Annotated in this window: 21 protein-coding genes; 8 read left to right on the forward strand and 13 right to left on the reverse strand. The window is 66.3% G+C overall.

Features of this window, described 5'->3' with window-relative positions; genetic code table 11:
• Positions 1-194: 194 nt before the first annotated feature.
• The 7 genes from QQL87_RS33705 to QQL87_RS33735 form a co-directional block, all read right to left on the reverse strand.
• Positions 195-497 (reverse strand): DUF3861 domain-containing protein, encoded by a 303-nt coding sequence (locus QQL87_RS33705; RefSeq protein ID WP_284423449.1) that lies wholly within the window; start codon positions 495-497, stop codon positions 195-197.
• A gap of 29 nt (positions 498-526) precedes the next feature.
• On the reverse strand, positions 527-1,231 hold the full coding sequence (locus QQL87_RS33710) for a PadR family transcriptional regulator (protein WP_284423450.1): 705 nt from the start codon (positions 1,229-1,231) through the stop codon (positions 527-529).
• Between the two features lie 121 nt (positions 1,232-1,352).
• Entirely contained in the window at positions 1,353-4,427 is a 3,075-nt protein-coding gene (locus QQL87_RS33715; protein WP_284423451.1) for an efflux RND transporter permease subunit, read from the reverse strand.
• A 34-nt stretch (positions 4,428-4,461) separates the two neighbouring features.
• Positions 4,462-5,577, reverse strand: coding sequence for an efflux RND transporter periplasmic adaptor subunit (locus QQL87_RS33720; protein ID WP_284423452.1), 1,116 nt, complete (start codon positions 5,575-5,577; stop codon positions 4,462-4,464).
• Positions 5,577-7,157 (reverse strand): efflux transporter outer membrane subunit, encoded by a 1,581-nt coding sequence (locus QQL87_RS33725; protein WP_284423453.1) that lies wholly within the window; start codon positions 7,155-7,157, stop codon positions 5,577-5,579. The genes QQL87_RS33720 and QQL87_RS33725 overlap by 1 nt, the downstream gene beginning before the upstream one ends.
• A 291-nt stretch (positions 7,158-7,448) precedes the next feature.
• On the reverse strand, positions 7,449-8,360 hold the full coding sequence (locus tag QQL87_RS33730; protein WP_284423454.1) for a PepSY domain-containing protein: 912 nt from the start codon (positions 8,358-8,360) through the stop codon (positions 7,449-7,451).
• A 179-nt stretch (positions 8,361-8,539) separates the two neighbouring features.
• Complete coding sequence (locus QQL87_RS33735; protein WP_284423455.1) at positions 8,540-9,160, reverse strand: MarR family winged helix-turn-helix transcriptional regulator; 621 nt, start codon at positions 9,158-9,160, stop codon at positions 8,540-8,542.
• A 126-nt stretch (positions 9,161-9,286) separates the two neighbouring features.
• Between QQL87_RS33735 and QQL87_RS33740 the strand changes: the two genes are divergently transcribed.
• Complete coding sequence (locus tag QQL87_RS33740) at positions 9,287-10,423, forward strand: amidohydrolase family protein (RefSeq protein ID WP_284423456.1); 1,137 nt, start codon at positions 9,287-9,289, stop codon at positions 10,421-10,423.
• A 49-nt stretch (positions 10,424-10,472) separates the two neighbouring features.
• Here QQL87_RS33740 and QQL87_RS33745 read toward each other — a convergent pair whose 3' ends face one another.
• Genes QQL87_RS33745 through QQL87_RS33765 form a run of 5 tightly spaced genes read right to left on the reverse strand, consistent with a single transcriptional unit; the run spans position 10,473 to position 15,247 of the window.
• Positions 10,473-11,273 (reverse strand): ABC transporter substrate-binding protein, encoded by an 801-nt coding sequence (locus QQL87_RS33745; RefSeq protein ID WP_284423457.1) that lies wholly within the window; start codon positions 11,271-11,273, stop codon positions 10,473-10,475.
• 24 nt (positions 11,274-11,297) lie between these two features.
• Positions 11,298-12,611 carry a C4-dicarboxylate transporter DctA gene (dctA, locus tag QQL87_RS33750; RefSeq protein WP_284423458.1) on the reverse strand — a complete coding sequence of 438 codons (1,314 nt, stop codon included), beginning with the start codon at positions 12,609-12,611 and terminating at the stop codon, positions 11,298-11,300.
• A gap of 39 nt (positions 12,612-12,650) precedes the next feature.
• On the reverse strand, positions 12,651-13,622 hold the full coding sequence (locus QQL87_RS33755; protein ID WP_284423469.1) for an amidohydrolase family protein: 972 nt from the start codon (positions 13,620-13,622) through the stop codon (positions 12,651-12,653).
• A 34-nt stretch (positions 13,623-13,656) separates the two neighbouring features.
• Positions 13,657-14,109, reverse strand: coding sequence for a type II 3-dehydroquinate dehydratase (locus tag QQL87_RS33760; protein ID WP_284423459.1), 453 nt, complete (start codon positions 14,107-14,109; stop codon positions 13,657-13,659).
• 13 nt (positions 14,110-14,122) lie between these two features.
• A complete protein-coding gene (locus QQL87_RS33765) occupies positions 14,123-15,247 on the reverse strand; it encodes an ABC transporter substrate-binding protein (RefSeq protein ID WP_284423460.1) in 1,125 nt (374 codons plus the stop codon).
• 593 nt (positions 15,248-15,840) lie between these two features.
• On the opposite strand from QQL87_RS33765, the gene QQL87_RS33770 reads away from it, so the two are divergent.
• The 3 genes from QQL87_RS33770 (at position 15,841) to QQL87_RS33780 (ending at position 20,467) form a co-directional block, all read left to right on the forward strand.
• On the forward strand, positions 15,841-17,073 hold the full coding sequence (locus QQL87_RS33770) for an acetyl-CoA C-acetyltransferase (RefSeq protein WP_284423461.1): 1,233 nt from the start codon (positions 15,841-15,843) through the stop codon (positions 17,071-17,073).
• Between the two features lie 196 nt (positions 17,074-17,269).
• Positions 17,270-19,057 (forward strand): chloride channel protein, encoded by a 1,788-nt coding sequence (locus QQL87_RS33775; protein ID WP_284423462.1) that lies wholly within the window; start codon positions 17,270-17,272, stop codon positions 19,055-19,057.
• An 81-nt stretch (positions 19,058-19,138) separates the two neighbouring features.
• Complete coding sequence (locus QQL87_RS33780; RefSeq protein ID WP_284423463.1) at positions 19,139-20,467, forward strand: PQQ-dependent sugar dehydrogenase; 1,329 nt, start codon at positions 19,139-19,141, stop codon at positions 20,465-20,467.
• Positions 20,468-20,481: 14 nt separating this feature from the next.
• Here the strand turns inward: QQL87_RS33780 and QQL87_RS33785 are convergent, their stop codons facing one another.
• A complete protein-coding gene (locus QQL87_RS33785) occupies positions 20,482-21,252 on the reverse strand; it encodes a thermonuclease family protein (protein ID WP_502871251.1) in 771 nt (256 codons plus the stop codon).
• Between the two features lie 286 nt (positions 21,253-21,538).
• Between QQL87_RS33785 and QQL87_RS33790 the strand changes: the two genes are divergently transcribed.
• The 4 genes from QQL87_RS33790 (at position 21,539) to QQL87_RS33805 (ending at position 26,405) form a co-directional block, all read left to right on the forward strand.
• On the forward strand, positions 21,539-22,258 hold the full coding sequence (locus tag QQL87_RS33790) for a gluconate 2-dehydrogenase subunit 3 family protein (RefSeq protein ID WP_284423465.1): 720 nt from the start codon (positions 21,539-21,541) through the stop codon (positions 22,256-22,258).
• A gap of 1 nt (position 22,259) precedes the next feature.
• Complete coding sequence (locus tag QQL87_RS33795) at positions 22,260-24,026, forward strand: GMC family oxidoreductase (protein WP_284423466.1); 1,767 nt, start codon at positions 22,260-22,262, stop codon at positions 24,024-24,026.
• Entirely contained in the window at positions 24,023-25,303 is a 1,281-nt protein-coding gene (locus QQL87_RS33800) for a cytochrome c (protein ID WP_284423467.1), read from the forward strand. Before QQL87_RS33795 ends, QQL87_RS33800 begins: the two co-directional genes overlap by 4 nt.
• A gap of 67 nt (positions 25,304-25,370) precedes the next feature.
• Complete coding sequence (locus QQL87_RS33805; protein ID WP_284423468.1) at positions 25,371-26,405, forward strand: S1C family serine protease; 1,035 nt, start codon at positions 25,371-25,373, stop codon at positions 26,403-26,405.
• The last annotated feature ends 187 nt before the right edge of the window (positions 26,406-26,592 follow it).

Consider the following 26,592-nt stretch of genomic DNA (forward strand, 5'->3'; position numbering starts at 1 on the left):
TCATATGCGATAGCCCTGCCGCTTGCCGGGAGAGGTCGGATTTCATCGAAAGATGCGATTCGTGTGAGGGGGGACGGGTCTAAACGACGTCCACTTCCCGTGCGGCTGCCCCTCACCCCAACCCTCTCCCCGTGAAGAACGGGGAGAGGGAGCGCACCGTTCGAAAGGCACGTGGCCGACTCAAGTGCCAGACGCTATGCCTGCGCCTCCTGCGGCTGCGCGCCCGATTTCAGCGTCTTCATGAACTGCTTGAACGCCGGTGCGAACTCGGCGAACAGCGGCTCGGCGCGATGGTTCAGCATCACGCCGCCGAGCAGCTTGAGCCCGGTGACGAAGGCCTTGCTCTCATTGTGGTCGAACAGGCCGCGGCGCTGGAAGCGGGCGACGATCTCGTTGAGATCGTCATGGTTGGTGAAGGTGAAGTCGTAGCTCGGTCCCACGCGGTCGTCGGTGCGTGGGCTGATGTCGGTCACTTCGATGGCGTAGGCGTGGGGCATCTCTTGGCTCCTCACAGATGGCAGAGTGGTCAGGTCGCGGCGCCGTCCTCGTCGCCCTGAATCTCGGCGATGGCGCGGGTGAGGATGTCGCTGACGCGCTTCGCTTCTGCCTCGCTCCAGCCGGGGCGGTGCATCTTGAGCGCCATCTTCAGCGTCTGCACGGTCTGCAGCACCTGCTCGGGCGGCCGCATGCCGCCCATGGTGCGCGCCATGATGCGCATTCGGCTGAGCAGGCCCTCGATCGCCGCCGCGTCGTCCTTCAACACCGCGCGTCCGGCGTCGGTGATGGCGAACAGTTTCTTGCCGCCCTCGGCCGACGCCGCTTCGATCTGGCCCATGTCCTCGAGCAGGCTGAGGATCGGATAGACCGAGCCGGGGCTCGGCGAGTAGGCGCCGCCGACCAGCTGCTCGACCGCCTTGATCAGCTCATAGCCATGGCGCGGCTTCTCGCCGATCAGCCACAGCAGCAGGCTGCGCAGATCGCCGGGGCCGAAGAACCGTCCGCCGCCGCCGCGCCCGAACTCCTCACGACCACCGCGGCGGCCGTCGCCTTCGAACAGGCCGGGTCCGCGGTGGCGGCCGAAGCCGGGGCCGCGGCCGGCAAGACGAACGTCCTCGCCGGCCTCGTCGAAGCCGTGTCGGCCCTCAGGGTGGCGGCGATGATTCCAGCCGCGATGCTCGCGATCGTCGTCCCAACCCGGGCGGCCGAATGTCCAATGATGATGATGTCTCATACGATATGATCTCCGTTGTGTACGAACGATATATCGTTTTTGTGTGTCGTTTGTCAATGCCGGTCGGCGGGAAGCTCCGAGTTTTCATGTAATGCTTTGAGTCAGCTTATATTTTTCCCCGTTATGGCGTGGCCGATACCGCATGTCCGGCCACGGCTTGGTGCGCCGTGCCGCGATGGGCGATCAGCGCGTAGGCGACGGGGACCACGAACAGCGTGAACAGGGTGCCGATGCTGAGGCCGGTGGCGATCACGAGGCCCATGTTGAAGCGCGACACCGCGCCGGCGCCGCTCGCGGTGATCAATGGGATCACGCCGAGCACCATGGCGGCCGTCGTCATCAGGATCGGTCGCAGCCGCACGGTCGCGGCTTCGATGATCGCCTCTGTGCGATCCTTGCCGTGTTCGCGCAGCTCGTTGGCGACCTCGACCATCAGGATGCCGTGCTTGCTGACGAGGCCCATCAGGGTGACCAGGCCGACCTGGGTGTAGATGTTGATGCTAGCGCCGCCGAGGCCGAGGCTGATGAAGATCAGCGCGCCGGCGAGCGACATCGGCACCGAGACGAGGATGATGATCGGATCGACGAAGCTGTTGAACAGCGCGGCGAGCGCCAGGAAGATGATGATCAGCGCGAACACGAAGGTGGTGACGAAGCCGCCGGATTCCTGCTCCAGCTGCCGCGAGGCGCCGCCATAGTCGATCGAATAGCCCGTCGGCAGCGACGTTGCGATCTCCTTCAACGCCGCAAGCGCATCACCCATCGCGACGCCCGGCATCGCCACGCCGGAGATGGTGGCCGCGTTGATCTGCTGGAAGTGATTGAGCTGCTCGGGGATCGTCTTGTGCTCGAGCCGGGCGACGGTCGATAGCGGCACCATGGCGTTGCCGCTGGTGCGGATCGAATAGTCGAGCAACTGGCTGTCGGTCAGGCGATCGTTCTGCCGGACCTGCGGGATCACCTTGTAGGAGCGGCCCTCCAGGCTGAAATAATCGAGATAGTTGCCGCCCAGCATGGTCGCGAGCGCGCCGCCGAGATCGCTCATCTTGAGGCCGAGATCGGCGGCCTTGTCGCGGTCGAACACGACCGTGGTCTGCGGCTTGTCGATCTTCAGGTCGCTGTCGAGGAAGATGAACTTGCCGCTCGCCAGCGCCTTGGCCATGAAATCGCGCGCGACGCCGTTGAGTTCGGAGAACGCGCCGGTGGTGCCGATCACGAACTGGATCGGCAGGCCGTTGCTGCCCGGCAGCGGCGAGGGCTGGAAGGCGACCGAGCGGGCGCCGGCGATGCCGTTCAAGAGCTGCTGGAATTCCGGCTGCAGGGTCTTGGTCGTCGCCTTGCGCTGATCCCAGGGCTTGAGCACCCAGCCGCCGATCACCTGCGTTGACGTGTCGATCTGGAACACCGTGCGCGTCTCCGGGCGCTCGGCGATCAGGCCGTACAGCTGCTGGCCATAGAACTGGCGCTGCTCCAGCGTCGCCGAGGGCGCGGAGTTGGTCAGCGACAGCACGATGCCCTGGTCCTCGTCCGGCGCCAGCTCGCTGGTCGAGCTGACATAGAGCCACGGGATCATCGCCAGCAGCAAGAGCGCGAACACCACGACCACCGGCTTGGTCGTGAACACGCTTTCGAGCCAGCGGCGATAGCCATGGGCGAGGCGTTCGAGCACATGGTCAATGGTGCGCACCAGCCGCGCCTCGATCGTGGTGGCGTCGCGCTCGGTCCGGCGCAGCAGCCAGGCGCAGTTCATCGGCGACAGCGTCAGCGCGATCACTGCCGAGACGGTGACGGCGCCGGCGAGCGTGAAGGCAAACTCGGTGAACAGGGCGCCGGTCAGGCCGCCCTGGAATCCGACGGGCACGTAGACCGCGATCAGCACCACGGTCATGGCGATGATCGGGCTCGCCAGCGCCCGCGCCGACTGGATCGCTGCCTCGGCCGGTGGCACACCCTCGTCGATCAGGCGGTGGACGCTTTCGACGACGATGATGGCGTCGTCGACGACGAGGCCGATCGCGAGCACCAGCGCCAGCAAGGTCAGCAGGTTGATGGAAAAACCCATCAGCAGCATCAGGCCGAAGGTGCCGATCAGCGACAGCGGGATGGCGATCACCGGGATCAGCACCGAGCGCCATGAGCCTAAGAACATGAACACCACGACGATGACGATGCCGATCGCCTCCACCAGCGTATGGATCACCTCGTCGATCGAGGAGTTCACGAAGTCGGTGGAGTCGTAGAGGACCTCGCTGGTGATGCCGTTCGGCAATTGCCGCTGCAGCTCCGGATAGACCGCCTTCACGCCGTTGATGACGTCGAGCAGATTGGCGGTCGGCGCCACCTGGATGCCGATATAGACCGCCGTCTTGCCGTTGAAGCGCGTTGCGCTGTCGTAATCGTCATTGCCGAGCGTGACATTTGCGACATCGCGCAGCCGGATGATGGCGCCATTGACCTGCTTGACGACGAGGTTGCGATATTGCTCGAGCGAGTGCAGATTGGTCGCGGCGGCGAGGTCGACCTGAACCAGGCGGCCCTTGGTGGTGCCGAGCCCGGAGATGTAGTCGTTGCCGGACAGCGCCGTCGACACGTCGGTCGCGGTCAGGCCGTAGGCTGCGAGCTTGTCGGGATCGAGCCAGGCGCGCAGCGCGAATTTCTTGGCGCCGAGCAGCTCGGCGGTCTGCACCCCGGAGACGGCCTGCAGCTTCGGCTGCACCACGCGGGTCAGATAGTCGGTGATCTGGTTGGGCGCGAGCACGTCGCTGGCAAAGCCGAGATACATGGAATCGATCGTCTGGCCGACCTTCAGGGTCAGAGTCGGCTGCTGCGTGCCGGTCGGCAGCTGGTTCAGCACCGAGTTCACCTTGGCGTTGATCTCGGTCATCGCCTTGCCCGAGTCGTAGTTAAGCCGCAGGTTCACCGTGATGGTGCTGCTGCCGGTGACGCTGGTCGAGTTCATGTAGTCGATGCCGTTGGCCTGGGCGATCGCATTCTCCAGCGGCGTCGTGATGAAGCCGGCGATGATGTCGGAATCGGCGCCGGCATAGGCGGTGCTGACCGTGACGATGGCGTTCTGCGTGCGCGGATATTGCAGGATGGCGAGCGTCGTCATCGAGCGCAGGCCGAGCACGAGGATCAGCGCGCTGACCACGAGCGCCAGCACCGGCCGGCGGATGAAGATGTCTGTGAAACGCATGGGCTTGCTCTGACGGTCGGAGGCTTGCGCTGATTTATTGATCGACGACGTTCGGCGCCGCCTCGGCGACGGGCACGTGCGAGTTGTCGATCTTGACCGGGCTGCCGTTGCGCAGCTTGATCTGCCCGGCGATCACCACCGTCTCGCCCGGCTTGACGCCGTCGGTGATCGCGATGCGGTCGCCCTTGGCCGGCTTGCTCTTGATGAACATCTGCCGCGCCTTGCCCTGGCCGTCCTTGAGATCGTCGACGACATAGACGAGGTCGCCATAGGGATTGCTGACGACAGCCGTCAACGGCAGGGTGACGAACTGCTCAGGGCTGCCGGTCGCGATCTCGACCTTCGCGAACATGCCCGGCAGCAGCCGGGCGGCCTCGTTGTGCAGGGTGGCGCGGACCTGGACGTTGCGGCTGGTGGAATCGACCTTGGCGTTGATCGCCGAGATCTGGCCGGTGAAGCGCTCCGCGGGAAAGGCATCGACGGATAGGCCGACGTCCTGACCGATGCGGATGTCGGCGAGCGACTGCTGCGGCAGGTAGAAGTCGACGAAGATCGGATCGAGACTTTGCAGCGTCACGATGGTGGTGCCGGCGCTGAGAAACTGCCCGAGATCGACGGCGCGGATGCCGAGCCGGCCGGCGAACGGCGCCTTCAAGGTTTTCTGCTCGACGACCGCCTTCTGCTGCGCCACCAGAGCCTGCGCGTTCTTCAGGTTGGCGCGGTCGCTGTCGAGCGTGGCCTGGCTGACGGCATTGAACTTGATCTGCTCCTCGTCGCGCTTTACGACGATGGCATTGTTCTCGGCGGTGGCCTGCAGCGATTGCAGCTTGGCGACATCGTCGGTCGCGACCAACTGCAGCAATTGCTGACCGGCCTCGACGCTATCGCCCGAATTGAACTGGATGCTCTGCACGATGCCTGCCGCCTGCAATGCCAGATCGGCGCCGTTGACGGCGCGCAGCGAGCCGACGGCGGTGAGGTTGGAGCGCCACGGTGCCGTCGCCGCGACCGCCGTCGAGACCGTCTGCGGCGGATTGGCCATGGCGCCGATCGCCTTGGCGATCATGATGCCTTTGAAGGTCTGGAAGCCGTAGAGGCCGCCGAACAGAACGGCCATGGCGGCCAGCATGATCGTCATGCGCTTGGTCATTACATTGCTTCCTGGGTCGTGCGATTGGGGCCGGCGAAATAGCCGGGATTGGCGCGCGGCAGCGCCGCCGAGGTTTCGTCCTGGCGATTCCACCAGCCGCCGCCGAGCGCCTGGAACAGCGCCGCGGTGTCGGTGAAGCGCGTCGCCTGCGACTTGATGCGGGAGACGCGGGCATTGAGATAGGATTGCTGCGCCGTGATGACGTTGGCGTAGGGCACGGCGCCGCTCTTGAACTGCTCGATGGCCATGGCGAGGCTGTCGGCCGTGGCCTTCTCGGCCGCGGCCTGCGCCTTCAGCGCCTCGGCGTCGAACTGGATGGCGCGCAGCGAGTCGGCGACGTTCTGGAATGCCGTGATGACCGTGCTCTTGTAGAGCGACAGGTCCTGCTCGAAGGTCGCGACGTCGGCCTCCTTGGTGTGGTAGAGCGCGCCACCGTCGATCAGCTTCTGGCTGACGCTGGAGGCCGCATCCCACACGATCGTCGTCGGCGAGAACAGCCGCTCCGATCCGCTGGCGCCATAGCTGCCCGACAAGGTCAGCTGCGGCAGCAGGTTGGCGATGCCGACGCCGACCGTCGCGGTGGCCTGGTGCAAGGTCGCCTCGGCCTGCCGGATGTCGGGACGCTGGCGGACGAGCGAGGAGGGCAGCGACACCGGCAGCTTGCGCGGCAGCTTGAGCTCCGCGAGCGTGACGTGCTCGCCGCGGTCCTGGTTGGGCAGCCGGCCGAGATAGGCCATCAGCTGGTCGCGCTGCTGCGCGAGCTGCTTCTGCAGCGGTGCCAAGGTCGCTTTTGCCTGTGCCAGCGTTGCCTCCTGCGCCAGCACGTCGGATTTCGAGATGGCGCCGACGTCGAACTGGCGCTGGATGCGGCCGAGCTGATCGGTCTCGGCCTTGATGATCTCCTCAGTGGCCGCAATCTGGTCGCGCAGCGAGGCGTCGGTGATCGCAGCGGTGACGACATTGGCGGTCAGCGCGAGATACGTCGCCTCCAGCTTGAACGCCTGGTAGTCGGCCTGCGCCTGCAGCGCCTCGACCTGGCGCCGCGTGCCGCCCCATAGATCGAGCGCATAGCTGACGCTGACGGAGGCGCCATAGAGCGTGTAGAGCGAGGTCTGGCCGGGCCATTGCCCGTTCTGCGTCGTCGAGGCCTGCGTGCGTTCGGCGGACCCGCTCGCGCTCACCTGCGGAAACAGCGCGCCCTGTTGCGACAGGGCATTCTCGCGCGCGGCGCGCAGCGCCAGTTGCGCGGCCTCGATGTCCGGATGGTTGCGGATAGCTTCCTCGACAAAGGCGTTGATCTGCCGCGAGCGAAGCAGTGCCCACCAGGTGCCGGGGAGGTCGCTCCCGGATGCGAAGCTCTGCGGATTGCCGCCCGGCGTCGCGGCGCCGGCGGTGGAGGCGAGGCGACGCTCGGCGACATAACCGCTTGCCGCCGGTGCGTCCGGCGACATGAAATCCGGGCCGACAGCGCAAGACGTGAGCAGGACGCCGCAGCCGACGAGACTGAGCGGCACTGACGTTGTGCCGCGTCTGGGGATCAGCGCCAGACAGGCGCGAAACAATCGGACATGATCTGACATAAAACTAAACCGTTTCGTTTTGCAAGGCAACGATGCGTGGCCCTGCAGGAGTCGTCAAGTCACGTTGATGCCAGCTTGGCGAAGCGCACAGCTCATTGGACACGGGGGGCGCGACGCGCGCCTGTGAGCGGTGCTGCTGGGGTGATCGGGAGCGGGTGGTGTGGGCTGTGCGTAGCGCACGCCAGCCAGGGCATGGCTTCTCATGGTGACTGCGAGTGCTGCCGCAACAATGTGCGCGCCCCGGTCATGCGGTGAGCGCGGCGGAGCGCCGCGCCCCATCGTCCGACATCGTCAGGATGGCATCGAGGACGCGACGGCCGCCGGGAGCTCGCGCGTGCGCTTCGGCCGCCGCAGCCGGCGCTGCGTCCAGATCAGCACCCCGGTGAGCAGCAGTCCGAGCAGCACCACCGAGATCAGCACGTTCGCGGCGCTGCCGACCAGCGACCAGTTGCCTTCGTGCAGCAGCCGCACCCAGTTGCGCGGCAGTGCGGAGAGCCCGTCGGCCGTGACCGCATAGGCGCGCAGTTCGTCGCCCTCGATGATCCGCGCGATCATCCGCCCACCGCGATTGCCGATCATGTTGACGGTGGCGAGATCATGATCCCTGGCGATGAGGCTGACCGCCTCCGGCAGCGAGATGCGCTTGGCTGCCGCCGGCGGCGCACCGAAAAAGCTGTTGCTGGCGTCGAGCAGGAGCCCGGTCAGCGGGCTCAGCAGGATCAGCGGCAGCGTGAACCACGCCGCACCCTTGTGCCAGCCGGACAGCGTGTTGCGCAGCCGCGGCAGCCCCATCAGGATGCCGATGATCATGACGCTGATCATCGCGATGGTCGAGATCGTCGTCAGGCCCTCGATCCCGATCAGGTGCTCATGGGTCATGCGGGCCCACTGAAACACGCTTCCCATCGCCGGCTTGTCCGCCAAATTGCCGGTGGTCATGTCGACCTCCGTGGCGGGTCGGCCCTGCAGGGTCAGATGCTGGCTGCTCGGATTGATCGAGATGCCGCGGGCCTTGCCATCCGGATCATACTGCTTGATCAGCGCGACGACACGCGCCGGGTCGACGCTTCCGGGCTTGACGGCGGCGACCTGCGCCATCGGCTCGAACGACAGGATCAGCCCGGTCACGATGATCACGAGCAGTGGGAGCGCGAATGTCAGACTGATCCAGCGGTGAAGTTTGAGCAGCAACTGCTTGTTCATGATCGTCTCCAGATGATCGTCCCGCACAGACTGCGTGGTGGCGAGACGGTTGTTTGCAGGCGCTCGCTCCGTGAACTTTTCTGATCGCTTCTCGTGCGACAAGGCTGGGATGAGTCCGTCGCTGCTACTCATTCATTAGCGGAATGCGCGGTCCCCACGAAAGAACAGAACTATTAATTTTAGGTCATGCGCCGTTTGATCGGCGTCAATGCGGCGCTGCTTCGACCGGATGTGTCTGAATGAGTCCGCTCCGCCTTGCCGCCAGGACTCTGCAGTTGCGTCTGGTTGCTATCAGGGCCGCCTGGCTCGACGACGTGCAGCAGCTTGCCGACCAGCCGGATCAGCTGTGTCAGCTCGGACGCGGACAGCGCGCCGTGAACGAGCTTGTCGTCCGCTGAGAGAACGTCGCGCATCGCTCGTTCGGCCAGGGCGCGGCCCTTGGCCGTCAGCCGCACCGGCTTGCTGCGGCGGTCGTCCTTGCTCTGGCCGCGCCCGATCAGGCCGCGCGCCTGCAGGCCGTGCAGCACTTTCGTCAGCCCGCCGGACGAGATCAGGATCGCGCCGTAGAGATCGGTCGGCAGCAATTCGTGCGGCGCAGGCTGTCCCCGCAAGGTCACCAGCACTTCGAATTCGGTGAAGCCGAGACCGTGGGCCGCGGCCTGAGCCCTGCTCTGATCCAGCACCAGGCTGCTCAGGCGGTAGATCCGGACCATCAGCTCGGCGGTCGGCGTGACCGCCTCGGGCCATGTCTGCGCCCGCATCGCCAGAAAGTCGCCAACCGGCGTTCGCTTGACCGTCATGAGTCTTACCAAAATATCATGCTGAGATATCTTCCTGGAAAGATATATACCGATGTATATGTCTTTCTAGAAAGATATCAAGCCGGTTGACCGCTTGAGATCTTGGTTCAGCGTGAGGAGGCCGTGATGATGGAACGAAGCAGACGTGAGGTGATGCAGCTCGCAGCCGTGGGGGCGATCGCCAGTGTTGCCGCCGGCGAAGCGCACGCCGAAGCCGGCGGCCCGGTGATCGACGCCAACATGCATTGGTTGCCGGAGGACCTGTTCAGCGACGACAAGCTGCTTTCGGCCTTCGTCGGCGCCGTGCCGCGGGAATACGGCATCCACTCCAGGGTCATGCCTGTCCCCGGCAAGTCGCTGCGCCAGATCGTGATCGAGCAGCCGCTGGGCTACGAGGTGCTCAACTACGCCGAGAACCAGTACAGCGCGACCGGGCAGGTGGCGGACATGGATCAGGCCGGGATCGAGCAGGCGATCCTGCGGTTGCCGTGCTGGCAGGAATGGCTGCCGCTCGAGCTGTGTAGGCGCGTCAATGACGGTCTCGCCGCGCATCTCAAGCGCAATCCAGGCCGCTTCCAGGCGCTCGCCGTGGTGCCGCCCTGGGGAACGGCCGACGCGCAGAAGGAGATCGAGCGCTGCATCAAGGAGCTCGGCTTCGTCGGCGTGCAGATGGCGGCGCATTACGGCCAGCTCTATCTCGACGATCCTGCCTTCAAGCCGCACCTGAAATTCCTCGACCAGCTCGGCGTGCCGGTCGTGGTGCATCACACGCCGCTGCCGGTCGACTACGGCTCGATTGTCAAATACCCCAATCTGCGCCGGCAATATGGGCGCTGCCTCGCGCAGGGCACCGCGGTCGGACGCGAGCTGTTCAGCGGCCTGTTCGACGAGTTTCCGAATCTCAAGCTGGTGCACTCGATGCTCGGCGGCGGCTTCTTCGCCTTCGCCGACATGCTGGTGCCGCCGTCGACGGGCGGTCGCGACGCCGTCGACCGGTTCGAGGACGAGAGCGCCAAGCTGCGCGGCTATCTCGCCCGCAACATCTTCTTCGATCTGTCAGGCGCGCCGCAATGGGGCCGGGCGCAGCTCGAATGCGCGGTCAAGGTGTTCGGCGCCGACCACATTCTGTATGGCGCGTCCTATCCGATCCGGCGCGACTGGTTCCAGGATGGCGTCCCGCTGATCCGCAGCCTGTCGCTGTCAGAGGCGGAGAAGAGTGCGATTCTTGGCGGCAACGCGCGACGGCTGTTCAAGCTGAGCTGAGGCCATCGACGCACGTGGCGCAAGGCCGTCGCGCACAGTCGGACCGTGGTCAGGGGGCGACGACGCCCCTTAGTCCGGCGCGCTCGGCGGCGGCGCTGACGAGGCCGGATGAACGGATCTCGTCCGTGAAGCTGCGCAGGACATCGAGTCCGGCCTCGCGGCCCTTCGGGATCGCAATGGCGTGGCGCTCCTCGCCCCAGCGTCCGTCGAGCACGCGCGAGCCGGGGATCTGCTCGGCCATCTCGAACAGCGTGGCCTTGTTGGTCGCGAAGGCGTCGATCTGGCGATTGGCCAGCATGGCAACCGCATCCTTCAGGGTCGGCGCGCGAACGAGCGCCGCGTTCTTCAGCTCGCGTCCGAGCGTGGCATCCGAGGTGCTGCCGGCGGTGACGCCGACCTTGCGGCCGGCTGCATCGACATCGCCGACGCCGGAAAGCGGCGAGCCGTCGGGCACGAGATAGCCGAGCTCGATCGCGAGATAGACGGGGCCGAAATCCATCTCCTTCGCCCGCGCCGGCGATGCATTGGTGAAGGCGACATCGACGGCGCCGGTCTTGACGGCCTCGAGCACCTCGGCATTCTTGGCGAACACCACCGGCTCGTAGTCGACGTGAAGCCGGAGGGCCAATTCCTTGCCGATGGCGTAGCCGACTCCGCGCGGATTGTCGGTGCCATCGGGCAGGATCGAGGTTGGGGTGCCCGGGTAGAGGCCGGCGCGCAGGTGTCCGCTTGGTGCGAGAACACGCGCGACGTCGGTGTCCGCGGCCGTGCCCGGATCAGGCCGGATGACCGCGCACGCAAGCAGGGTGACGATCAGGGCATGCCGCAAGACGGACGTGACGCTTCTCATGCCGATCTCCCGTTGGTGAGACGTCTAGCCGGTTGCGCTGCTGTCGGTGTTGCCATCCAGCACCTGCTTGAGACGGGTCTTGTCCAGCGCATTCTCCCAGCGCGCGATGACGATGGTCGCGACCGCGTTGCCGATCAGGTTGGTTGGCGTCAGGCCCTGCGACATCAGGCGATGGATGCCGAGCACCAGCGCCACACTGGCCACGGGAATCGTCCCGGTCGCCGCGAGCGTCGCGGCCAGCACGACGAAAGCGGCACCGGCGATGCCGGCCGCGCCCTTCGAGGTCACCAGCAGGATCAGCAGCAGCCCGATCTGGTGGCCGATGTCGAGATGGGTGTTGGTGGCCTGCGCGAGGAAGACCGCGGCAGTGGCGAGGTAAAGGCAGGTGCCGTCGAGATTGAAGGAATAGCCGGTCGGAATCACCAGGCCGACGATGCTGCGCTCGCAGCCGGCGGCTTCGAGCTTTGCCAGCATGCGCGGCAGCACGGTCTCCGACGACGTGGTCGCGATGCAGACCAGCACCTCGTCGCGGAGATAGCGGATCAGCTTCCACAGGCTGAAGCCGGTGAAGGCAGCGATCGGCCCGAGCACCGCGGCGATGAAGATCAGGCAGGTCACGTAGAAGCTGCCGAGCAGCAGGCCGAGCTTGGCCAGCGAGCCGATACCGAACTTGCCGACCGTGAACGCAATGGCGCCGAAGGCGCCGAGCGGCGCTGCCCACATGACGATCTTGACCACCCCGAAGATCATCTGTCCGGCGATCTCGATCACGTCGGTCACCGCCTTGGCGCGATCGCCGAGCCAGATCAGCGAGAAGCCGCACATGACCGAGATGAACAACACCTGCAGGATGTTGCCTTCCGCAAAGGCGCCGATGAAGGTCTGCGGAATGATGTTGAGCAGGAACGGCACGAAGCCGACCGCCGCGGTCTGCTTGACGTAGGGCTCGACGGTCGCGGAGTTGATTGTCGCCGGGTCGACATTCATGCCGGCGCCCGGCTGGAACAGGTTCACCGCCGCAAGGCCGATGATCAGCGCCAGTGTCGTGATCGCCTCGAAATAGAGCAGCGCCTTGATCGCGACGCGGCCGACCTTGGCCATGTCGGCCATGTGGGCGATGCCGTTGACCACGGTGCAGAAGATGATCGGGGCGATCAGCATCCGGATCGCCTTGATGAAGGCATCGCCCAGCGGCTGCATCTGCGCGCCGAGGTCCGGGTTCAGCGCGCCGAGCAGGATGCCGGCGGCCATCGCGATCATGACCTGGACCCACAGCTCCTTCCACCAGGCGCGGCGGGCGCCTGCTTTGCTGTCGGCGGTGAGGGTCGTGGCAGTCATGATCGGTCCTGTCGGTTGGCCTTGAGATGCGGCTGTGACTCAAGCTTTGGGGGCGAACTTGAACAGCCGTTCGGGATTGCTGACAAGCAATTTGCGCTGGATCGCAGGATCCGGGGCATAGAGCGGGATCAGGTCGACCAGATCACCGTCATTGGGCATGATCTTGACGTTCGGATGCGGCCAGTCGGTGCCCCAGATGACGCGGTCCGGCGCGTTGTCGATCAGCTTCTTGGCGAACGGGACCGCGTCGTGGAACGGAGGGCCGGAGGCGGATGCACGCTCGGGACCGGTGATCTTGACCCAGCACTTGTCGTCGCTGGCCTGCAGGTCGAGCAGCGCCTTGAATTCCGCGTCGTCGATGCCCTTGGCGGCGCTGATCGTGCCCATGTGGTCGATCACATAGGTGACCGGCAGCGCCTTCAGGATCGGCACGAACTCCTGGATCGTGCCGGCCTCGAGATAGATGTCGACATGCCAGCCGATCGCCGCGACGCGGTCGACCAAGGTGCGGAACACCTTCATGTCGCCGACGCCGCCGAGACGGCGCAGGAACGGAAAGCGGCAGGCGCAGATGCCGGCCTTGCCGAGCGCCGCGAGGTCGGCGTCCGACATCGCGGCGTTGACATTGGCAACGCCCTTGTAGTTGCCGTTGCTCTGCGCAATCGCGTCGGTGACGACGCGATTGTCGGTGCCGTGCACGGTCGCATTGACGATGACGGCACGCTCGACGCCGATCTTCTCATGCAGCGCCCGGAACGTCTCGAGCGGCGCATCCGGCGGCGTGTAGGGGCGGGTGGGCGAGAACGGATAGGTCGCTGCCGGCCCGAAGATGTGGGTGTGGGTGTCGACGCTGCCCGGCGGCGCCTTGTAGCTTGGGGTTTTCGTCGCCGGATCCGGGCCGGCAATGGCGGGGATCTTGGCGTCCTCTGCCGCGAGCGGTGACCCGCCCGCAGCGAGCGCCGAGGCAACGCCCAACCCGGTCATTGCCGCCAATAGCTCTCGTCGCAACATCATGCTCTTCCTTTGCTCAGAATCTTTGCGGCGATCACGTCGCCGCGTTGGTCCGGCGATCGCCGATCAGCTCACCCAGAACGTCCAGTCCCAAAAGGTAGGAACGGATGCCGAAGCCGGTGATCACACCCTGGGCCGCCTCGGCCGTCACCGAGCGCCTGCCGCGCTTGTCGATGTTGGTCATGTGGACTTCGACCACCGGCGGCTTGATGCCATGCAGACAGTCGCGCAGCGCGAAGCCTGCATGGAGAAAGCCGGCCGGGTTGATCAGCACGCCCTCGATGCCGTCCTCGACGGCTGCATAGACGCGGTCGATCGCGTCGCCTTCGTGGTTGGTGTAGAGGATGTCGAGCGTGAGGCCGCGCTTGTCTGCATGCTTGTGCATCAAGGCGTCGAGCTCCGCGGCCGTCGTGGTGCCGTAGAGCTCGGGCTCGCGTTTGCCGAGCGCCGACATGTTGGCGCCCTGCAGCACCAGGATTCGTGTCATTGCATTCTCTTTCTCAATCGTTGAAGTCGATGCGCTGCTCGACGACGATCTCGCCGTTGCTGTTCTTGACGATGTTGTAGCCATGCAGGCCATCGCCATTGGCGTCGAAATTGTAGGTGCCTTCCACGCCGTGGTAGTCCTTGACCGCGAGCAGCGCCTGCCGGATCTTCTCCGGACTGGTGTCGCCGGCGGCTGCGATGGCTTTGGCCAGCACATGCACAGCATCATAGGGCCAGGATGCGAAGAAATCGGGCGTGGTCTTGTAGGCCGCGGTGTATCTCGCGGCAAAAGCCTTGGCCTCCGGATTGGCATCGGGGTGGAAATCCGCCACGGCATAGGTGCCGTGCAGGGACGGGCCTGCGAGCTTGCGTGCGGTCGTGGTGGTGATCGAGGGGGAGCCGAGCCAGACGGGGTTGACGCCCAGCTGCTTCAATTGCCGCGCGAAGATCGCGACGTCGGGTTCGAAGGTGATGAAGGTGGCGAGGACGTCGGCGCCGGACTGCTTCACGGCTAGCACGACGGCGGTGTAGTCGGGAGCATTGTTCGGCTGTCCCTCGATCAGAACCGGGGTGATGCCGTTGGCCTTCAGCGCCTCCGCAAACAGGCTTTTGGCATTGCTGCCGAAGGCGTCCGTCGCATGCACGATGGCCCAGCTCTTCTTGCCGAGCTTGCCGATCCCGAAGGCCGTCATCGCGCGTGCGGTGTAGGTGTCGTTCGGGCGGAAGCGGAAGAACCAGGGATTGCCCGACTTGGTCAGGGTCGGGTCGGTGCCGCCGATCATCACCGGCCGGCCCGCCTGCAGCACGCTGGGCGCGATGGCCTGGATCTGAGTGCTGCGCGTCGGCCCCAGGAACGCGACGATGTCCTTGTTGTCGGCGAGCTTGGTGAAGGCGAGGACCGTCGTCGGATTCTGCGTCTGGTCATCCTCGATGATCAGCTCGATCGGACGGCCCAGGACGCCGCCCGCGGCGTTGATCTCCTCCACCGCGAGCTTCGCGCCTTGTACGCCGTAGCGGCCGGCGTCGGCGATCGGCCCGGTCAGCGGCACCACCATGCCGAGCTTGATCGGATCGGCGGCCTGGGCGGCCAGAGGCCACAGTGCCAGCAGGGCTAGGACGACACCTCCGCGTATCTTCATCGTATCCTCCCACCTGTGATTTTTTTTTGCTTCCGCGCTCTTGATCGTCGACAGCTGACGGTGAGCGTCTCTGACGAAGGTCGGCTTCCCGCTCTCGAGACGTCATTGTCGCGCGGGCAACCTGCCGTAGCGGGACGACGCCAGATGACGTGCCCGGCACGGGCATGGGCGCCGCGCGCTCCGGCGCAGCGATCTGGTCCGTTCTGGCATCCCAGGATTCTGCAGCGCTTCGGAGTTGACAAGGAGCGTTAGGCGAACGGTCAGTTCGCCCGTTTGGACAATGACCTGAAGCGTGATCGGCGGCTTTGACCGAAGCAGGAAGCCGATGTGCGCTGCAGCAGCTCCGCGCGAGCAACGGGGCGTCTTCAACCTTGCTCCGAGGAGCTCTTCCCGCGCGCGGTTGAAGTGAATTGTTCGCGTGGCGGAAAGGTAAGCCGTTTCAAAGATATGAGGCGCGTTCTCGGCATACGGTGACAGCGTCGAGCGGCGTTGTCGGCACCGCGGGTGGAATGTTATGCGACAGCAAGAAATGGCGGTCGTGCTGACGCTGCCTGACTGCAAAGCTCACAACACTATCGGGCAAAGGAAACACCATGGTCGACGCGCTCATCATCGACGCCTGCAGGACTCCGCGCGGCATTGGCAAGGCCGGGAAGGGCGCGCTCGCCGGGCTGCATCCGCAGCATCTCGGCGCCACCGTGCTGCGCGCGCTGGCCGACCGCACCGGCATCAACACCGGCGACGTCGACGACATCATCTGGGGCTGCTCGTCGCAACGCGGGCCGCAGAGCGGTGATCTCGGCCGCATGTCGGCGCTCGACGCTGGCTACGATGTCCGCGCATCCGGCGTCACGCTCGACCGCTTCTGCGGCTCCGGCATCACCAGCGTGAATATCGCCGCAGCCTCGATCATGGCGGGCCAAGAGGATCTCGTCATCGCGGGCGGCTGCGAGATGATGTCGATGGAGGGCCGGCGCGGCGAGGGGCCGCTGATGATGGATGCCGGCAATCTGCATCTGCGCGCGCTGCATCCGCAGTCGCACCAGGGCGTCTGCGCCGACGCCATCGCCACCATGGAAGGCATCACCCGCGCCGATGTCGATGCGCTCGGGCTGGAGAGCCAGAAGCGGGCGGCGGCGGCGATTGCGGCCGGCCGTTTCAAGAAGAGCCTGGTGCCGGTGCATCGCGAGGACGGCAGCCTCGCGCTCGACCACGAGGAGTATCCGCGGCCGCAGACCACGGCCGAGGCGCTGGCCGGGCTGAAGCCGGCGTTTCCGGCAGTCGCCGACTACGCGCTCGATGACAAGGGCACGACCTATCGCGGCCTGATCCTGCAGCGCTATCCCGGCCTCGAGATCTCGTTCATGCATCACGCCGGCAATTCGTCGGGCGTCGTCGACGGTTCGGCCGCAATCCTTCTCGCCTCGCCATCCTACGCCAAGGCGCATGGCCTCAAGCCCCGCGCCCGCGTGGTGGCGATGGCCAATATGGGCGACGACCCGACCTTGATGCTGAACGCGCCGGTGCCGGCGACCCGCAAGGTGCTCGCCAAGGCCGGGCTCAGCATCGATGACATCGACCTGTTCGAAATCAACGAGGCGTTCGCGGTCGTCGCCGAGAAGTATATCCGCGACCTCAAGCTCGACCGCGCCAAGGTCAACGTCAACGGCGGCTCGATCGCCCTGGGACATCCGATCGGCGCCACCGGGTCCATCCTGATCGGCACCGTGCTCGATGAACTCGAGCGTCGCGATCTCAAGCGCGGCCTGGTCACGATGTGCGCCGCCAGCGGCATGGCGCCAGCCATCATCATCGAGAGGGTCTGACGGTCCGTCTCCCTGATCACCATTGCCGGCGCCCGCTGCAGGCCGCTGTCGCGGGCGCCGTCGTTTTCGGGATGCGGCGGTTCCACTTTCCGAACCGGTCAACCAAGTTTCGCGTAAACAAGAATTCGCGCTTGTTCCGCAAAATGCAGCAGGTTATTGCCACGGAGAGGCCTCCTCGTAGAAGAAATGGCTCTCCGTGCTGTCGACGCTGTCGCATATCATCGATCGCAAGGCCTCGAACCGGGTGGTCACGCGGCTGCGGGCGCTGCTGCGCAGCAACGAGTTCTACCTGATACCGCTGGCGCTCGTGATCGGCGTCGCCACCGGTGCGACCGTGACGGTGATGAGCCTGATCGCGCAATTCGCCCACATGATCATCTACGGCATCCCGATCGACGTCCGGCTCAGCGCCAATGCCTGGGTCAATCCGGCCACCGCGCTGATCGCGCCGGCCTGCGGCGGTCTCATCCTCGGCGTAATGGAATGGTTGCGGCGGCGCTGGAAGATCGCACCGGCGGTCGACCCGGTCGAGGCCAATGCACTGCGCGGCGGACGGCTGTCGATGCGCGACAGCATCGTGGTGAGCAGCCAGACCCTGGTCTCCAACGGCTCCGGCGCCTCGGTCGGTCTCGAGGCCGGCTATACCCAGATCGGCGCCGGCATCGCCTCGCTGCTCGGCCAGTACCTCACCCTTCGCCGCAACGATATGCGCCTCATCCTCGGCTGCGGCGCCGCCGCCGCGATTGCCGCCGCGTTCGGCGCGCCGATCACGGGCGCGTTCTATGCCTGCGAGCTGATCGTCGGCGTCTACGCGGTCGGCAGCGCGGCACCGATCCTGGCGGCCTCGCTGGCCGGCGCGCTGACCTCGCGATATCTCGCCGGTGCGCCGTATTCGCTCGAGGTCCAGAAGGTCGGCGCGGTCGGTTTCGAGCAGTACGTCGCGCTGTTCGTGCTCGCGCTGCTCGTCGCCGGCATCGGCATCGTGGTGATGCGCGCCTCGCCGGCGGTGGAGCGGCTGTTCGTGCGCATCCCGGTCTGGCTTCGGCCCGTCATCGGCGGGCTCTGCGTGGGCGCGATGGCGATCGTGACGCCGCAGGTGCTGGCGGCGGGCCACGGCGCGATGCTGCTCGACCTGCATCGCGAGATGGCGGTCGGCCTCATCGCGACCATCATCGTGCTCAAGCTCGCCGCCTGCCTGATCTCGCTGGCCTCCGGCTTCCGCGGCGGACTTTTTTTCGCGTCGCTGTTCATCGGCAGCCTGCTCGGCAAGCTGTTCGCAGGGCTGCTCGCGATGGCCGGCCTCGGGCTCGCGATCGACCCGCTGGTCGCCATGCTGACCGGCATGGCGACGCTGGGCGTGGCCATCGTCGGCGGGCCGCTGACGATGTCGTTCCTGGTGCTGGAGATGACCCGCAGCGTCGATGTCACCGCCGTGGTGCTGGCCACCTGCATCGTCACCTCGGTCTGCGTCCGCGTCTTGTTCGGGCACTCGTTCTCCACCTGGCGGCTCCATCTGCGCGGCGAGACCATCCGCAGCGCCAATGACGTCGGTTGGCTGCGCAACCTCACCGTCGAGCGCCTGATGCGCTCCGACGTTGCCAAGGTGCCGACCACGACCACGATCGCGGCCTGCCGGCGCGAATTCGCGCTGGGCACGCGGCAGGCGGTGGTGGTGGTCAACAACAGCGACGATTATTGCGGGCTGGTGTCCTTGCCCGACCTGTTCTCGGGCGAGCTGGACTCCATCGCCGACGAGATCCAGGTGGTCGAGCTCGCCAAATATTTCGAGGTCGCGCTGCTGCCTGAAATGAACGTCAAGACGGCGATGAAGATCTTCGACGATTCCGGTGCCGAGGAGCTTGCTGTGCTGGAGTCCGAGACCAGCCGCAAGGTGATCGGCTTCCTGACCGAATCCTTTGCGCGCCGCCGCTATGTCGAGGAGATCGACCAGGCGACGCGCGGCGTGCTCGGCGCGCTGTCGTGATCGCGTCACATCGCCGCGACGGCTGATGTCAGGGCCGGGAACGGAGTAGTCTGCGGGCCGTTCGAGACACGTGAGGACTGCATGACGAGACGGACGAGAGTGGCTGTCGTGGCGGCCCTGGGTGTGCTGGCAGCGACGGTCGCTGTCGCGGAGCCTGCGGTGCTCAAGGGCAGGGACGCGTTCGGCAGCTGGCAGGGCGATGCGCCCGGCACAATCAGGCTGATCCGCCCCGAGGATCTGCCGAAGCCCGGCGCGACGGCCTCGGCCGCCAACGTCTCGCGCGTGGTGCAGCGGCCGGCCTCGGCCGTGCCCAAGGTCGCCGACGGCTTCAAGATCGCGCTGTTCGCGGAGGGGCTGAGCGGGCCGCGCATCATCCGCACCGCGCCGAATGGCGATATCTTCGTCGCCGAGACCAGGGCAGGCCGCGTCCGCGTGCTGCGCCCGAGCGAGGACGGCAGCAAGGTCGCATCCAGCGAGATCTTCGCCGACCGGCTCGGCCATCCCTTCGGCATCGCGTTCTATCCGAGCAGCGATCCGCAATGGGTCTATGTCGCGAGCACCGAGCGCGTCATGCGCTTTCCCTATCGTCCGGGCGACATGAAGGCTTCGGCGGCGCCGCAGGCCATCGCCGATCTGCCTGCCGGCTACGGCCATTCGACCCGTGACGTCGTCTTCACCAGGGACGACAAGCGCATGCTGGTGTCGGTCGGGTCGGCCGGCAATGTCGGCGAAGCGCTGGGAGATCCCGCAGGGGGCCTCACCGCCTGGATCAAGGCGCATCCGCTGGGGGCGGCCTGGGGCGGCGAGAGCGATCGTGCCGGCGTGCTCGCCTTCGATCCCGATGGCAGGAACCAGAGCCTGTTCGCGACCGGTATCCGCAACTGCGTCGGCCTCGCCATCCAGCCCTCCACCGGCCTGCCCTGGTGCTCGACCAACGAGCGCGACGGCCTCGGCGACGATCTCGTGCCGGACTACGTGACGCGGGTGAAGGAGGGCGGCTTCTATGGCTGGCCCTGGTACTACATGGGCGACAATGAGGACCCGCGGCATCGCGGCGAGCGCGCCGACCTCAAGGGCAGGGTCACCGTGCCCGATGTGCTGCTGCAGCCGCATTCGGCTTCGCTCGGCCTCACCTTCTATGACGCAACCTTGTTTCCTCCTGAGTATCGCGGTGACGCTTTTGCCGCCGAGCACGGCTCGTGGAACCGGTCGAAGCGCACCGGCTACAAGGTCATCCGCGTCAGGCTCAAGGACGGCGTGCCCACCGGCGAGTACGAGGACTTCGTCACCGGCTTCGTCATCAACGACCGCGAGGTCTGGGGCCGGCCGGTCGGCGTCACCGTGGCCCGCGACGGCAGCCTTCTCATCTCCGAGGACGGCAACGGCACGATCTGGCGCGTCACCCGTTAAGCGGCCACGAGCTGCTATTTCTTCGCCGCCCGGCAGTTGAAGGCGCGGCGGAAGCCGGAGGCCCTTGCGTCGTCCTCCGAGCAGAACCAGCGGTCGGGCTCGGTGGTCGCCGGATAGCTCGGGCAGCCCTGCAGATGATAGATGCCGATATTGCCGGTGACGCGGGCGCGCACCGCGAACTTGCCCTTGATGGTGCAGCCGGGCGGCGCGCTCGGCGCGTCCGGGAACAGCACGGCGCGGATCTCGCGGTCGCGGTCGGTGCGGCAGGAGGCGCCGAGCAGGGCGCCGTCCTTCTTGTCGATGCGGAACTCGGCTGGCGCGACGAAGCAGCCCTTCCATAGCCCGCGCAACGCCTCCTTGGCTGCGGCGATATCGTCCTTGGCGCGGACCTTGACGGCCGGGTCGGCGCTGACGGCATAGCCGGCGCGGGCGATCTGTAGGTTCAGGCTGGCCTTGTCGCCATCGACAGTGCAGAGGCCGATCTTGCGGGTCTTCAGCGGCTTGTCGGGACCGAGATCGTCGCAACGCACGGAGCGGCCGCCGATCAGCTTGGTCAGCTGCTCCCGTGCCTCGACGCCGCAGCTCCAGGGATCGGCGTGGTCGTCGATGCAGAGCTGGTCGACCTCCGGCGCATCGATGCCGTCGAGCCGGAACACCGTGTCGCCAAGCTGGATGGTGTCGCCGCTGCGGACGATGGTGCCGGCACCCAGCGCTGGGCTCAGCGCGCCGCCGATCGCGAGAGCGATGATCACACCTGTCCGCCCCACCGTGCACCACCCCTGCATGCCTTGTCCCCCGCGATCCATCCTGTAGTCCTAGCACCCGGCGCCTCGCGGGATCAATTTCATGCTTGGGAATCGTCGGCGCTGCCGCTCGCCGCCTCCGGCGCAGAGCTTCATGAGCCGATTGCATTCCATCGGCGGCAATTTGTTTTACGAATCCGTCTAAGGAGAGGGAGCCTGCGGACCATCTGAAGCGAGCTTCGGCGGAGGGAAGATGATTGACACCAGTGATCGATCGGCAATGCGCGCGAAGTTCGCGCCACCGGCCGAAAAACCCCGACATGCAGGCATGTCGCGCCGCAGCCTGCTGGCGACGGCTGCGCTGCTGATCACCACGTCCGGCGCGACCGCCAAGGTGGTGACGAAGGTGCTGCCGTGGCGGCCGAACGAGGCCTATCCGGTCCCCCCGGTCGTGCCGGGCGGCTGGCTGTTCTTCACCGCGGAGGAAGCTTCCGTCGTCGACGCGATCGTCGATCGGCTGATCCCGGCTGATGAACTCGGACCCGGCGCCAAGGACTCCGGCGTCACCACCTTCATCGATCGCCAGCTGACCGGCCCCTATGGCGGCCACGACTGGCTCTACATGCAGGGCCCGTTCTCGTCCAATCCGCTGCCGACGCAGGGCCTTCAGTCGCCGCTGACGCCGCGGCAGCAATATCGCCAGGGCCTTGCTGCGCTCGCCGCCTATTGCAAGGCGAATTTCGGAGGCCGCGGCTTCGCCGATCTCTCCGCCGAGGACAAGGACAGACTGCTCGCGGGCATGGAGAAGGGCGACGTGAAGTTCGACGGCTTCTCGAGCCGCATGCTGTTCAACGCGGTGCATGCCAACACCATGGAAGGCTTCTTCGCCGATCCGATCTACGGCGGCAACAAGGACATGGCGGGCTGGAAGCTGATCGGCTTCCCCGGCGTCCGCTACGACTTCCGCGACGTGATCGACAATCCGAACAAGCCCTACACGCTGCCTCCGGTCGGCATGCAGGGCCAGCCCGCCTGGGGAGTCCGCTGACATGACACGTCGTCTTCCACGCAAGGATGTCGTCATCGTCGGCCTCGGCTGGACCGGGTCGATCATGGCGCTCGAACTGTGCCGTGCCGGCCTCGATGTCGTTGCCATCGAGCGCGGCCCCTGGCGCGACACCGCGACCGACTTCAACATCGGCACGGCGCCCGACGAGCTGCGCTATGCGGTCCGGCACGACCTCTTCCTGCGCACGCGTCAGGAAACGCTGACCATGCGCAACAATTCCTCGCAGACGGCTTTGCCGATCCGCCGCTGGGGCAGCTTCCTGCCCGGCAATGGCGTCGGCGGTGCCGGATCGCACTGGAACGGCCAGACCTGGCGGTTCCTGCCGGATGATTTCCGCATCCGCAGCCACATGATCGAGCGCTATGGCGAGGGCATCATGCCCGAGGGCCATCAGATCCAGGACTGGCCGATGAGCTATGACGAGCTCGAGCCGTTCTATGACAAGTTCGAATATGTCGCGGGGATCTCCGGCAAGGCCGGCAACATCAAGGGGCAGATCCAGCCCGGCGGCAATCCGTTCGAGGGCGCGCGTGAGCGCGACTATCCGACGCCGCCGATGAAGCAGGGCTATTCGCAGGAGCTGTTCACGAAGGCGGCCAAGGAGCTGGGGCTGCACCCGTTCCCGCGTCCGTCGGCGAACCTTTCGACGGGCTACACCAACCCGTATGGCTGCAGCATGGCGCCTTGCACTTATTGCGGCTTCTGCGAGCGCTTCGGCTGCTCCAACTACTCGAAGTCGTCGCCTCAGACCTGCGTGCTGCCGGCGCTGGTGCGCGAGCCCAATTTCGAGGCCCGCACCGAATGCGAGGTCACCAAGGTCAAGCTCTCCGGCGACGGCAAGATGGCGACCGGCGTCGTCTATGTCGATGCCATCGGCGAGGAGTGGGAGCAGCCGGCCGATCTGGTGCTCTTGTGCGCCTATGGCCTGTTCAACGTCCGGCTGATGCTGCTGTCCGGCATCGGCAAGCCCTACGACCCGAGCACGGGCGAGGGCGTGGTGGGCCGCAACTACGCCTATCAGACCGGCTCGGGCGCGACCGCGTTCTTCGACAACGTCAACTTCAACCCGTTCGCAGCGGCCGGCTCGCTCGGCGCGGCGCTCGACGACTACAACAGCGACAATTTCGACCACGGTCCTCACGGCTTCGTGGGCGGCGCCTCGATCACCAATGCCTACACCAACGGCCGGCCGATCCAGTACCGCCCGACGCCGCGGGGCACGCCGGCCTGGGGCTCGGCCTGGAAGAAGGCGGTGCGCGAGACCTATCAGCGCGTCACCAATGTCGGCGCGCAGGGCAGCGTGATGAGCTATCGCGCCAACTATCTCGATCTCGATCCGACCTACAAGGATCCGCTCGGCCGGCCCCTGATGCGGATGACGTTCGACTATCAGCCGAACGAGATCAAGATGGCCAACTGGATGGCCGAGCGCTGCGAGGCGATCGCCAAGGCGATGGGCGCCAAGACCACCCAGATCAACCGGCTCAACACGCCGTGGTCGACCGTGCCCTATCAGAGCACGCACAACACCGGCGGCACCGTCACCGGCAACGACCCCAGGACCAGCGTGCTGAACCGCTATCTGCAAAGCTGGGACGTCCCGAACGTGTTCGTCATGGGTGCGTCGACCTTCCCGCAGAACGCCGGCTACAACCCGACCGGGACCGTGGGAGCGCTGACCTATTGGGCGCTCGATGCCATCCAGAGCAAATATCTGAAATCACCTGGCGCCCTGGTGCAGCAATGAGTGCGAACGTGAAGACGAACTGGACCGGGACCCGCGCGTGGCTGCGTCGCATGCCGATGCGCAGGATTGTCGCAGCCACGCTGCTGGCCATGCCCGCGGCTGCTCTGGCCGACTCCGACAATTTCGTCGAGGCGGGCCGCGGCCGGGCGCTGGTGACCGCGGGCGACTGCGTCGCCTGCCACACCGCGCCGGGCGGCAAGCCGTTCGCCGGCGGCCTGGCCCTGCAGACGCCATTCGGCGCGATCATGACGCCGAACATCACGCCGGACAACGCGACCGGCATCGGCAGCTGGACCGCGGACGATTTCGCCCGCGCCATGCACGAGGGCAGGCGCCCCAACGGCACGCGGCTGTATCCGGCGTTTCCCTACACCTATTACACCAAGGTGACGCGGGCGGATTCGGATGCCATCTTCGCCTATCTGCGCTCGCTCGATCCGGTCTCGAACAGCGTCGACCGCAACACGCTGCCGTTCCCGTTCAGCATCCGCAGCTCGATGGCGGTGTGGAACGGAATGTTCTTCACGGCCGGCGAGTTCAAGCCGGACCCGAACAGATCGGAGGAGTACAACCGCGGCGCCTATCTGGTCGAAGGCCTCGGCCATTGCGGCGCTTGCCATACCCCGCTCAACGCCCTCGGCGCCAACAAGGCCGATCGCTATCTGCAGGGCGGCCAGATCGACAGCTGGACCGCGCCGAACATCACCAATGACATGCAGGCCGGGCTTGGCAAATGGTCGGTCGACGACGTCGTGCAATATCTCAAGACCGGGCAGGCGCGCGGCGTGATCGCCAGTGGTCCGATGAAGGACGTCGTCGAGAACTCGACGGCGAAGATGCCGGATGCGGATCTGAAGGCGATGGCGGTCTTTCTCAAGGATCGCGGCGCAGCCGGCGGGCCGGCGCCGACCCCGGTCGCTGCGAGCGACGGCCGCATGAAGGTCGGCGAGGCGATCTTCGTCGACACCTGCGCGGCCTGCCATGTCCGCTCTGGCGAAGGCATTGCGCGTGTGTTCCCGAAGCTCGCGGGCGCGACGGTCGTCACCCAGGATGATCCGGCCTCGCTGATCCATATCGTGATCACCGGCGGGCAGGCGGCGGCGACAGCGACGCATCCGACCGCGCCGACCATGCCTTCGTTCGGCTATCGCCTGAACGACGAGCAGATCGCGGCGGTCGTCACCTATGTCCGCAACAGCTGGGGCAATGCGGCAAGCCCGGTGGCGGCGGATGCGGTCAAGGCGATCCGCGGCAAGGTGACCGGCCCGGCGGACTAGCGCCGGGGCAGGTGCCTTGCGCCCGCAGGGCCTGCTACCCATCTGATGTGGCGAAGGAAATCTTGCCATGTTGGACTTTACCTCCGATGTTGCCGGTGACGCGCTGTCGCCGGCGCAGGCGTCCAGTGCTGCGGTCGATGACCAGACGCTGCTCGACGCCTATTCCAATGCCGTCATCGACGTCACCGAGCGCGTCGGTCCCGCCGTCGTGCGCGTCGAGACCGGGCCCAAAGCCGGCGGGCGCACGGAGCGCGGCGGCCTCGGCTCCGGCATCGTGATCTCGCCGGACGGCCTCGTGCTGACCAACAGCCATGTGGTCGGCACCTCGAAGGCGATCCGGCTGCGCGACGTCGAGGGCGTCGTCACCGAGGCGCAGGTGCTCGGCGTCGATCCCGACACCGATCTGGCGCTGCTGCGCGCCAACCATGCGCGCGACCTGCGCTATGCGTCGCTCGGCAACTCCAAGAGCCTGCGCCGCGGCCAACTCGTGGTGGCGATCGGCAATCCGCTCGGGTTCGAATCGACGGTCACGGCCGGCGTGGTCTCGGCGCTGGGCCGCTCGATCCGCTCGGTCTCGGGCCGCATGATCGAGGACGTGATTCAGACGGATGCGGCGCTCAATCCCGGCAATTCGGGCGGCGCGCTGGTGTCGTCGGCGGCCGAGGTGATCGGCATCAACACCGCCATCATCCAGGGCGCGCAGGGCATCTGCTTTGCGGTCGCCAGCAACACCGCGCAGTTCGTGCTGTCGGAGATCATCCGCCACGGCTATGTCCGCCGCGCCTATATCGGCGTGTCCGGCCAGACCGCGCCGGTGCCGCGGCGCCATGCGGTGCTGGCCGGCGTCGAGAACAAGCTCGGCGCGCTCCTGATGCAGATCGAGCCGGATGGTCCGGCGGCGCGCGCCGGCCTGTTGCCGGGCGATGTTGTCATCAAGCTCGACGGCGTCGACATCAACGGCGTCGACGACCTGATCCGCGTCCTCGACCGCGACCGCATCGGCCGCACGCTCGCGATGGACGTGCTGCGCCTCGGCCGCCTGCGCGGCATCGACATCCACCCCTTGGAGCGCAAGCCGGCGGCGCGGCAGGCGGGGTCGTGACGATGATGGAGTAGGGTGGGCAAAGGCGCGCCCGCGCTGCGTGTCTGGTGCGACGCTCACGGGCGCGCCGTGCCCACCGTCTGGCTCCGACCGCGCGGCACGACGGTGGGCACGCGACCGCCCTGCGGGCGTCCGCTTTGCCCACCCTACGAGGCTGTGAATCTTTCGATGGCGATTCTCGATGAAA

Source organism: Bradyrhizobium sp. SSBR45G (assembly GCF_030159255.1).
Taxonomy (GTDB): domain Bacteria; phylum Pseudomonadota; class Alphaproteobacteria; order Rhizobiales; family Xanthobacteraceae; genus Bradyrhizobium.

Coding starts and splice junctions, on each gene's coding strand:
- QQL87_RS33705 (WP_284423449.1), bottom strand. CDS start 497: ATGCCCCACGCCTACGCCATCGAAGTGACCGACATCAGCCCACGCACC.
- QQL87_RS33710 (WP_284423450.1), bottom strand. CDS start 1,231: ATGAGACATCATCATCATTGGACATTCGGCCGCCCGGGTTGGGACGAC.
- QQL87_RS33715 (WP_284423451.1), bottom strand. CDS start 4,427: ATGCGTTTCACAGACATCTTCATCCGCCGGCCGGTGCTGGCGCTCGTG.
- QQL87_RS33720 (WP_284423452.1), bottom strand. CDS start 5,577: ATGACCAAGCGCATGACGATCATGCTGGCCGCCATGGCCGTTCTGTTC.
- QQL87_RS33725 (WP_284423453.1), bottom strand. CDS start 7,157: ATGTCAGATCATGTCCGATTGTTTCGCGCCTGTCTGGCGCTGATCCCC.
- QQL87_RS33730 (WP_284423454.1), bottom strand. CDS start 8,360: ATGAACAAGCAGTTGCTGCTCAAACTTCACCGCTGGATCAGTCTGACA.
- QQL87_RS33735 (WP_284423455.1), bottom strand. CDS start 9,160: ATGACGGTCAAGCGAACGCCGGTTGGCGACTTTCTGGCGATGCGGGCG.
- QQL87_RS33740 (WP_284423456.1), top strand. CDS start 9,287: ATGATGGAACGAAGCAGACGTGAGGTGATGCAGCTCGCAGCCGTGGGG.
- QQL87_RS33745 (WP_284423457.1), bottom strand. CDS start 11,273: ATGAGAAGCGTCACGTCCGTCTTGCGGCATGCCCTGATCGTCACCCTG.
- dctA (WP_284423458.1), bottom strand. CDS start 12,611: ATGACTGCCACGACCCTCACCGCCGACAGCAAAGCAGGCGCCCGCCGC.
- QQL87_RS33755 (WP_284423469.1), bottom strand. CDS start 13,622: ATGTTGCGACGAGAGCTATTGGCGGCAATGACCGGGTTGGGCGTTGCC.
- QQL87_RS33760 (WP_284423459.1), bottom strand. CDS start 14,109: ATGACACGAATCCTGGTGCTGCAGGGCGCCAACATGTCGGCGCTCGGC.
- QQL87_RS33765 (WP_284423460.1), bottom strand. CDS start 15,247: ATGAAGATACGCGGAGGTGTCGTCCTAGCCCTGCTGGCACTGTGGCCT.
- QQL87_RS33770 (WP_284423461.1), top strand. CDS start 15,841: ATGGTCGACGCGCTCATCATCGACGCCTGCAGGACTCCGCGCGGCATT.
- QQL87_RS33780 (WP_284423463.1), top strand. CDS start 19,139: ATGACGAGACGGACGAGAGTGGCTGTCGTGGCGGCCCTGGGTGTGCTG.
- QQL87_RS33785 (WP_502871251.1), bottom strand. CDS start 21,252: ATGCAGGGGTGGTGCACGGTGGGGCGGACAGGTGTGATCATCGCTCTC.
- QQL87_RS33790 (WP_284423465.1), top strand. CDS start 21,539: ATGTCGCGCCGCAGCCTGCTGGCGACGGCTGCGCTGCTGATCACCACG.
- QQL87_RS33795 (WP_284423466.1), top strand. CDS start 22,260: ATGACACGTCGTCTTCCACGCAAGGATGTCGTCATCGTCGGCCTCGGC.
- QQL87_RS33800 (WP_284423467.1), top strand. CDS start 24,023: ATGAGTGCGAACGTGAAGACGAACTGGACCGGGACCCGCGCGTGGCTG.
- QQL87_RS33805 (WP_284423468.1), top strand. CDS start 25,371: ATGTTGGACTTTACCTCCGATGTTGCCGGTGACGCGCTGTCGCCGGCG.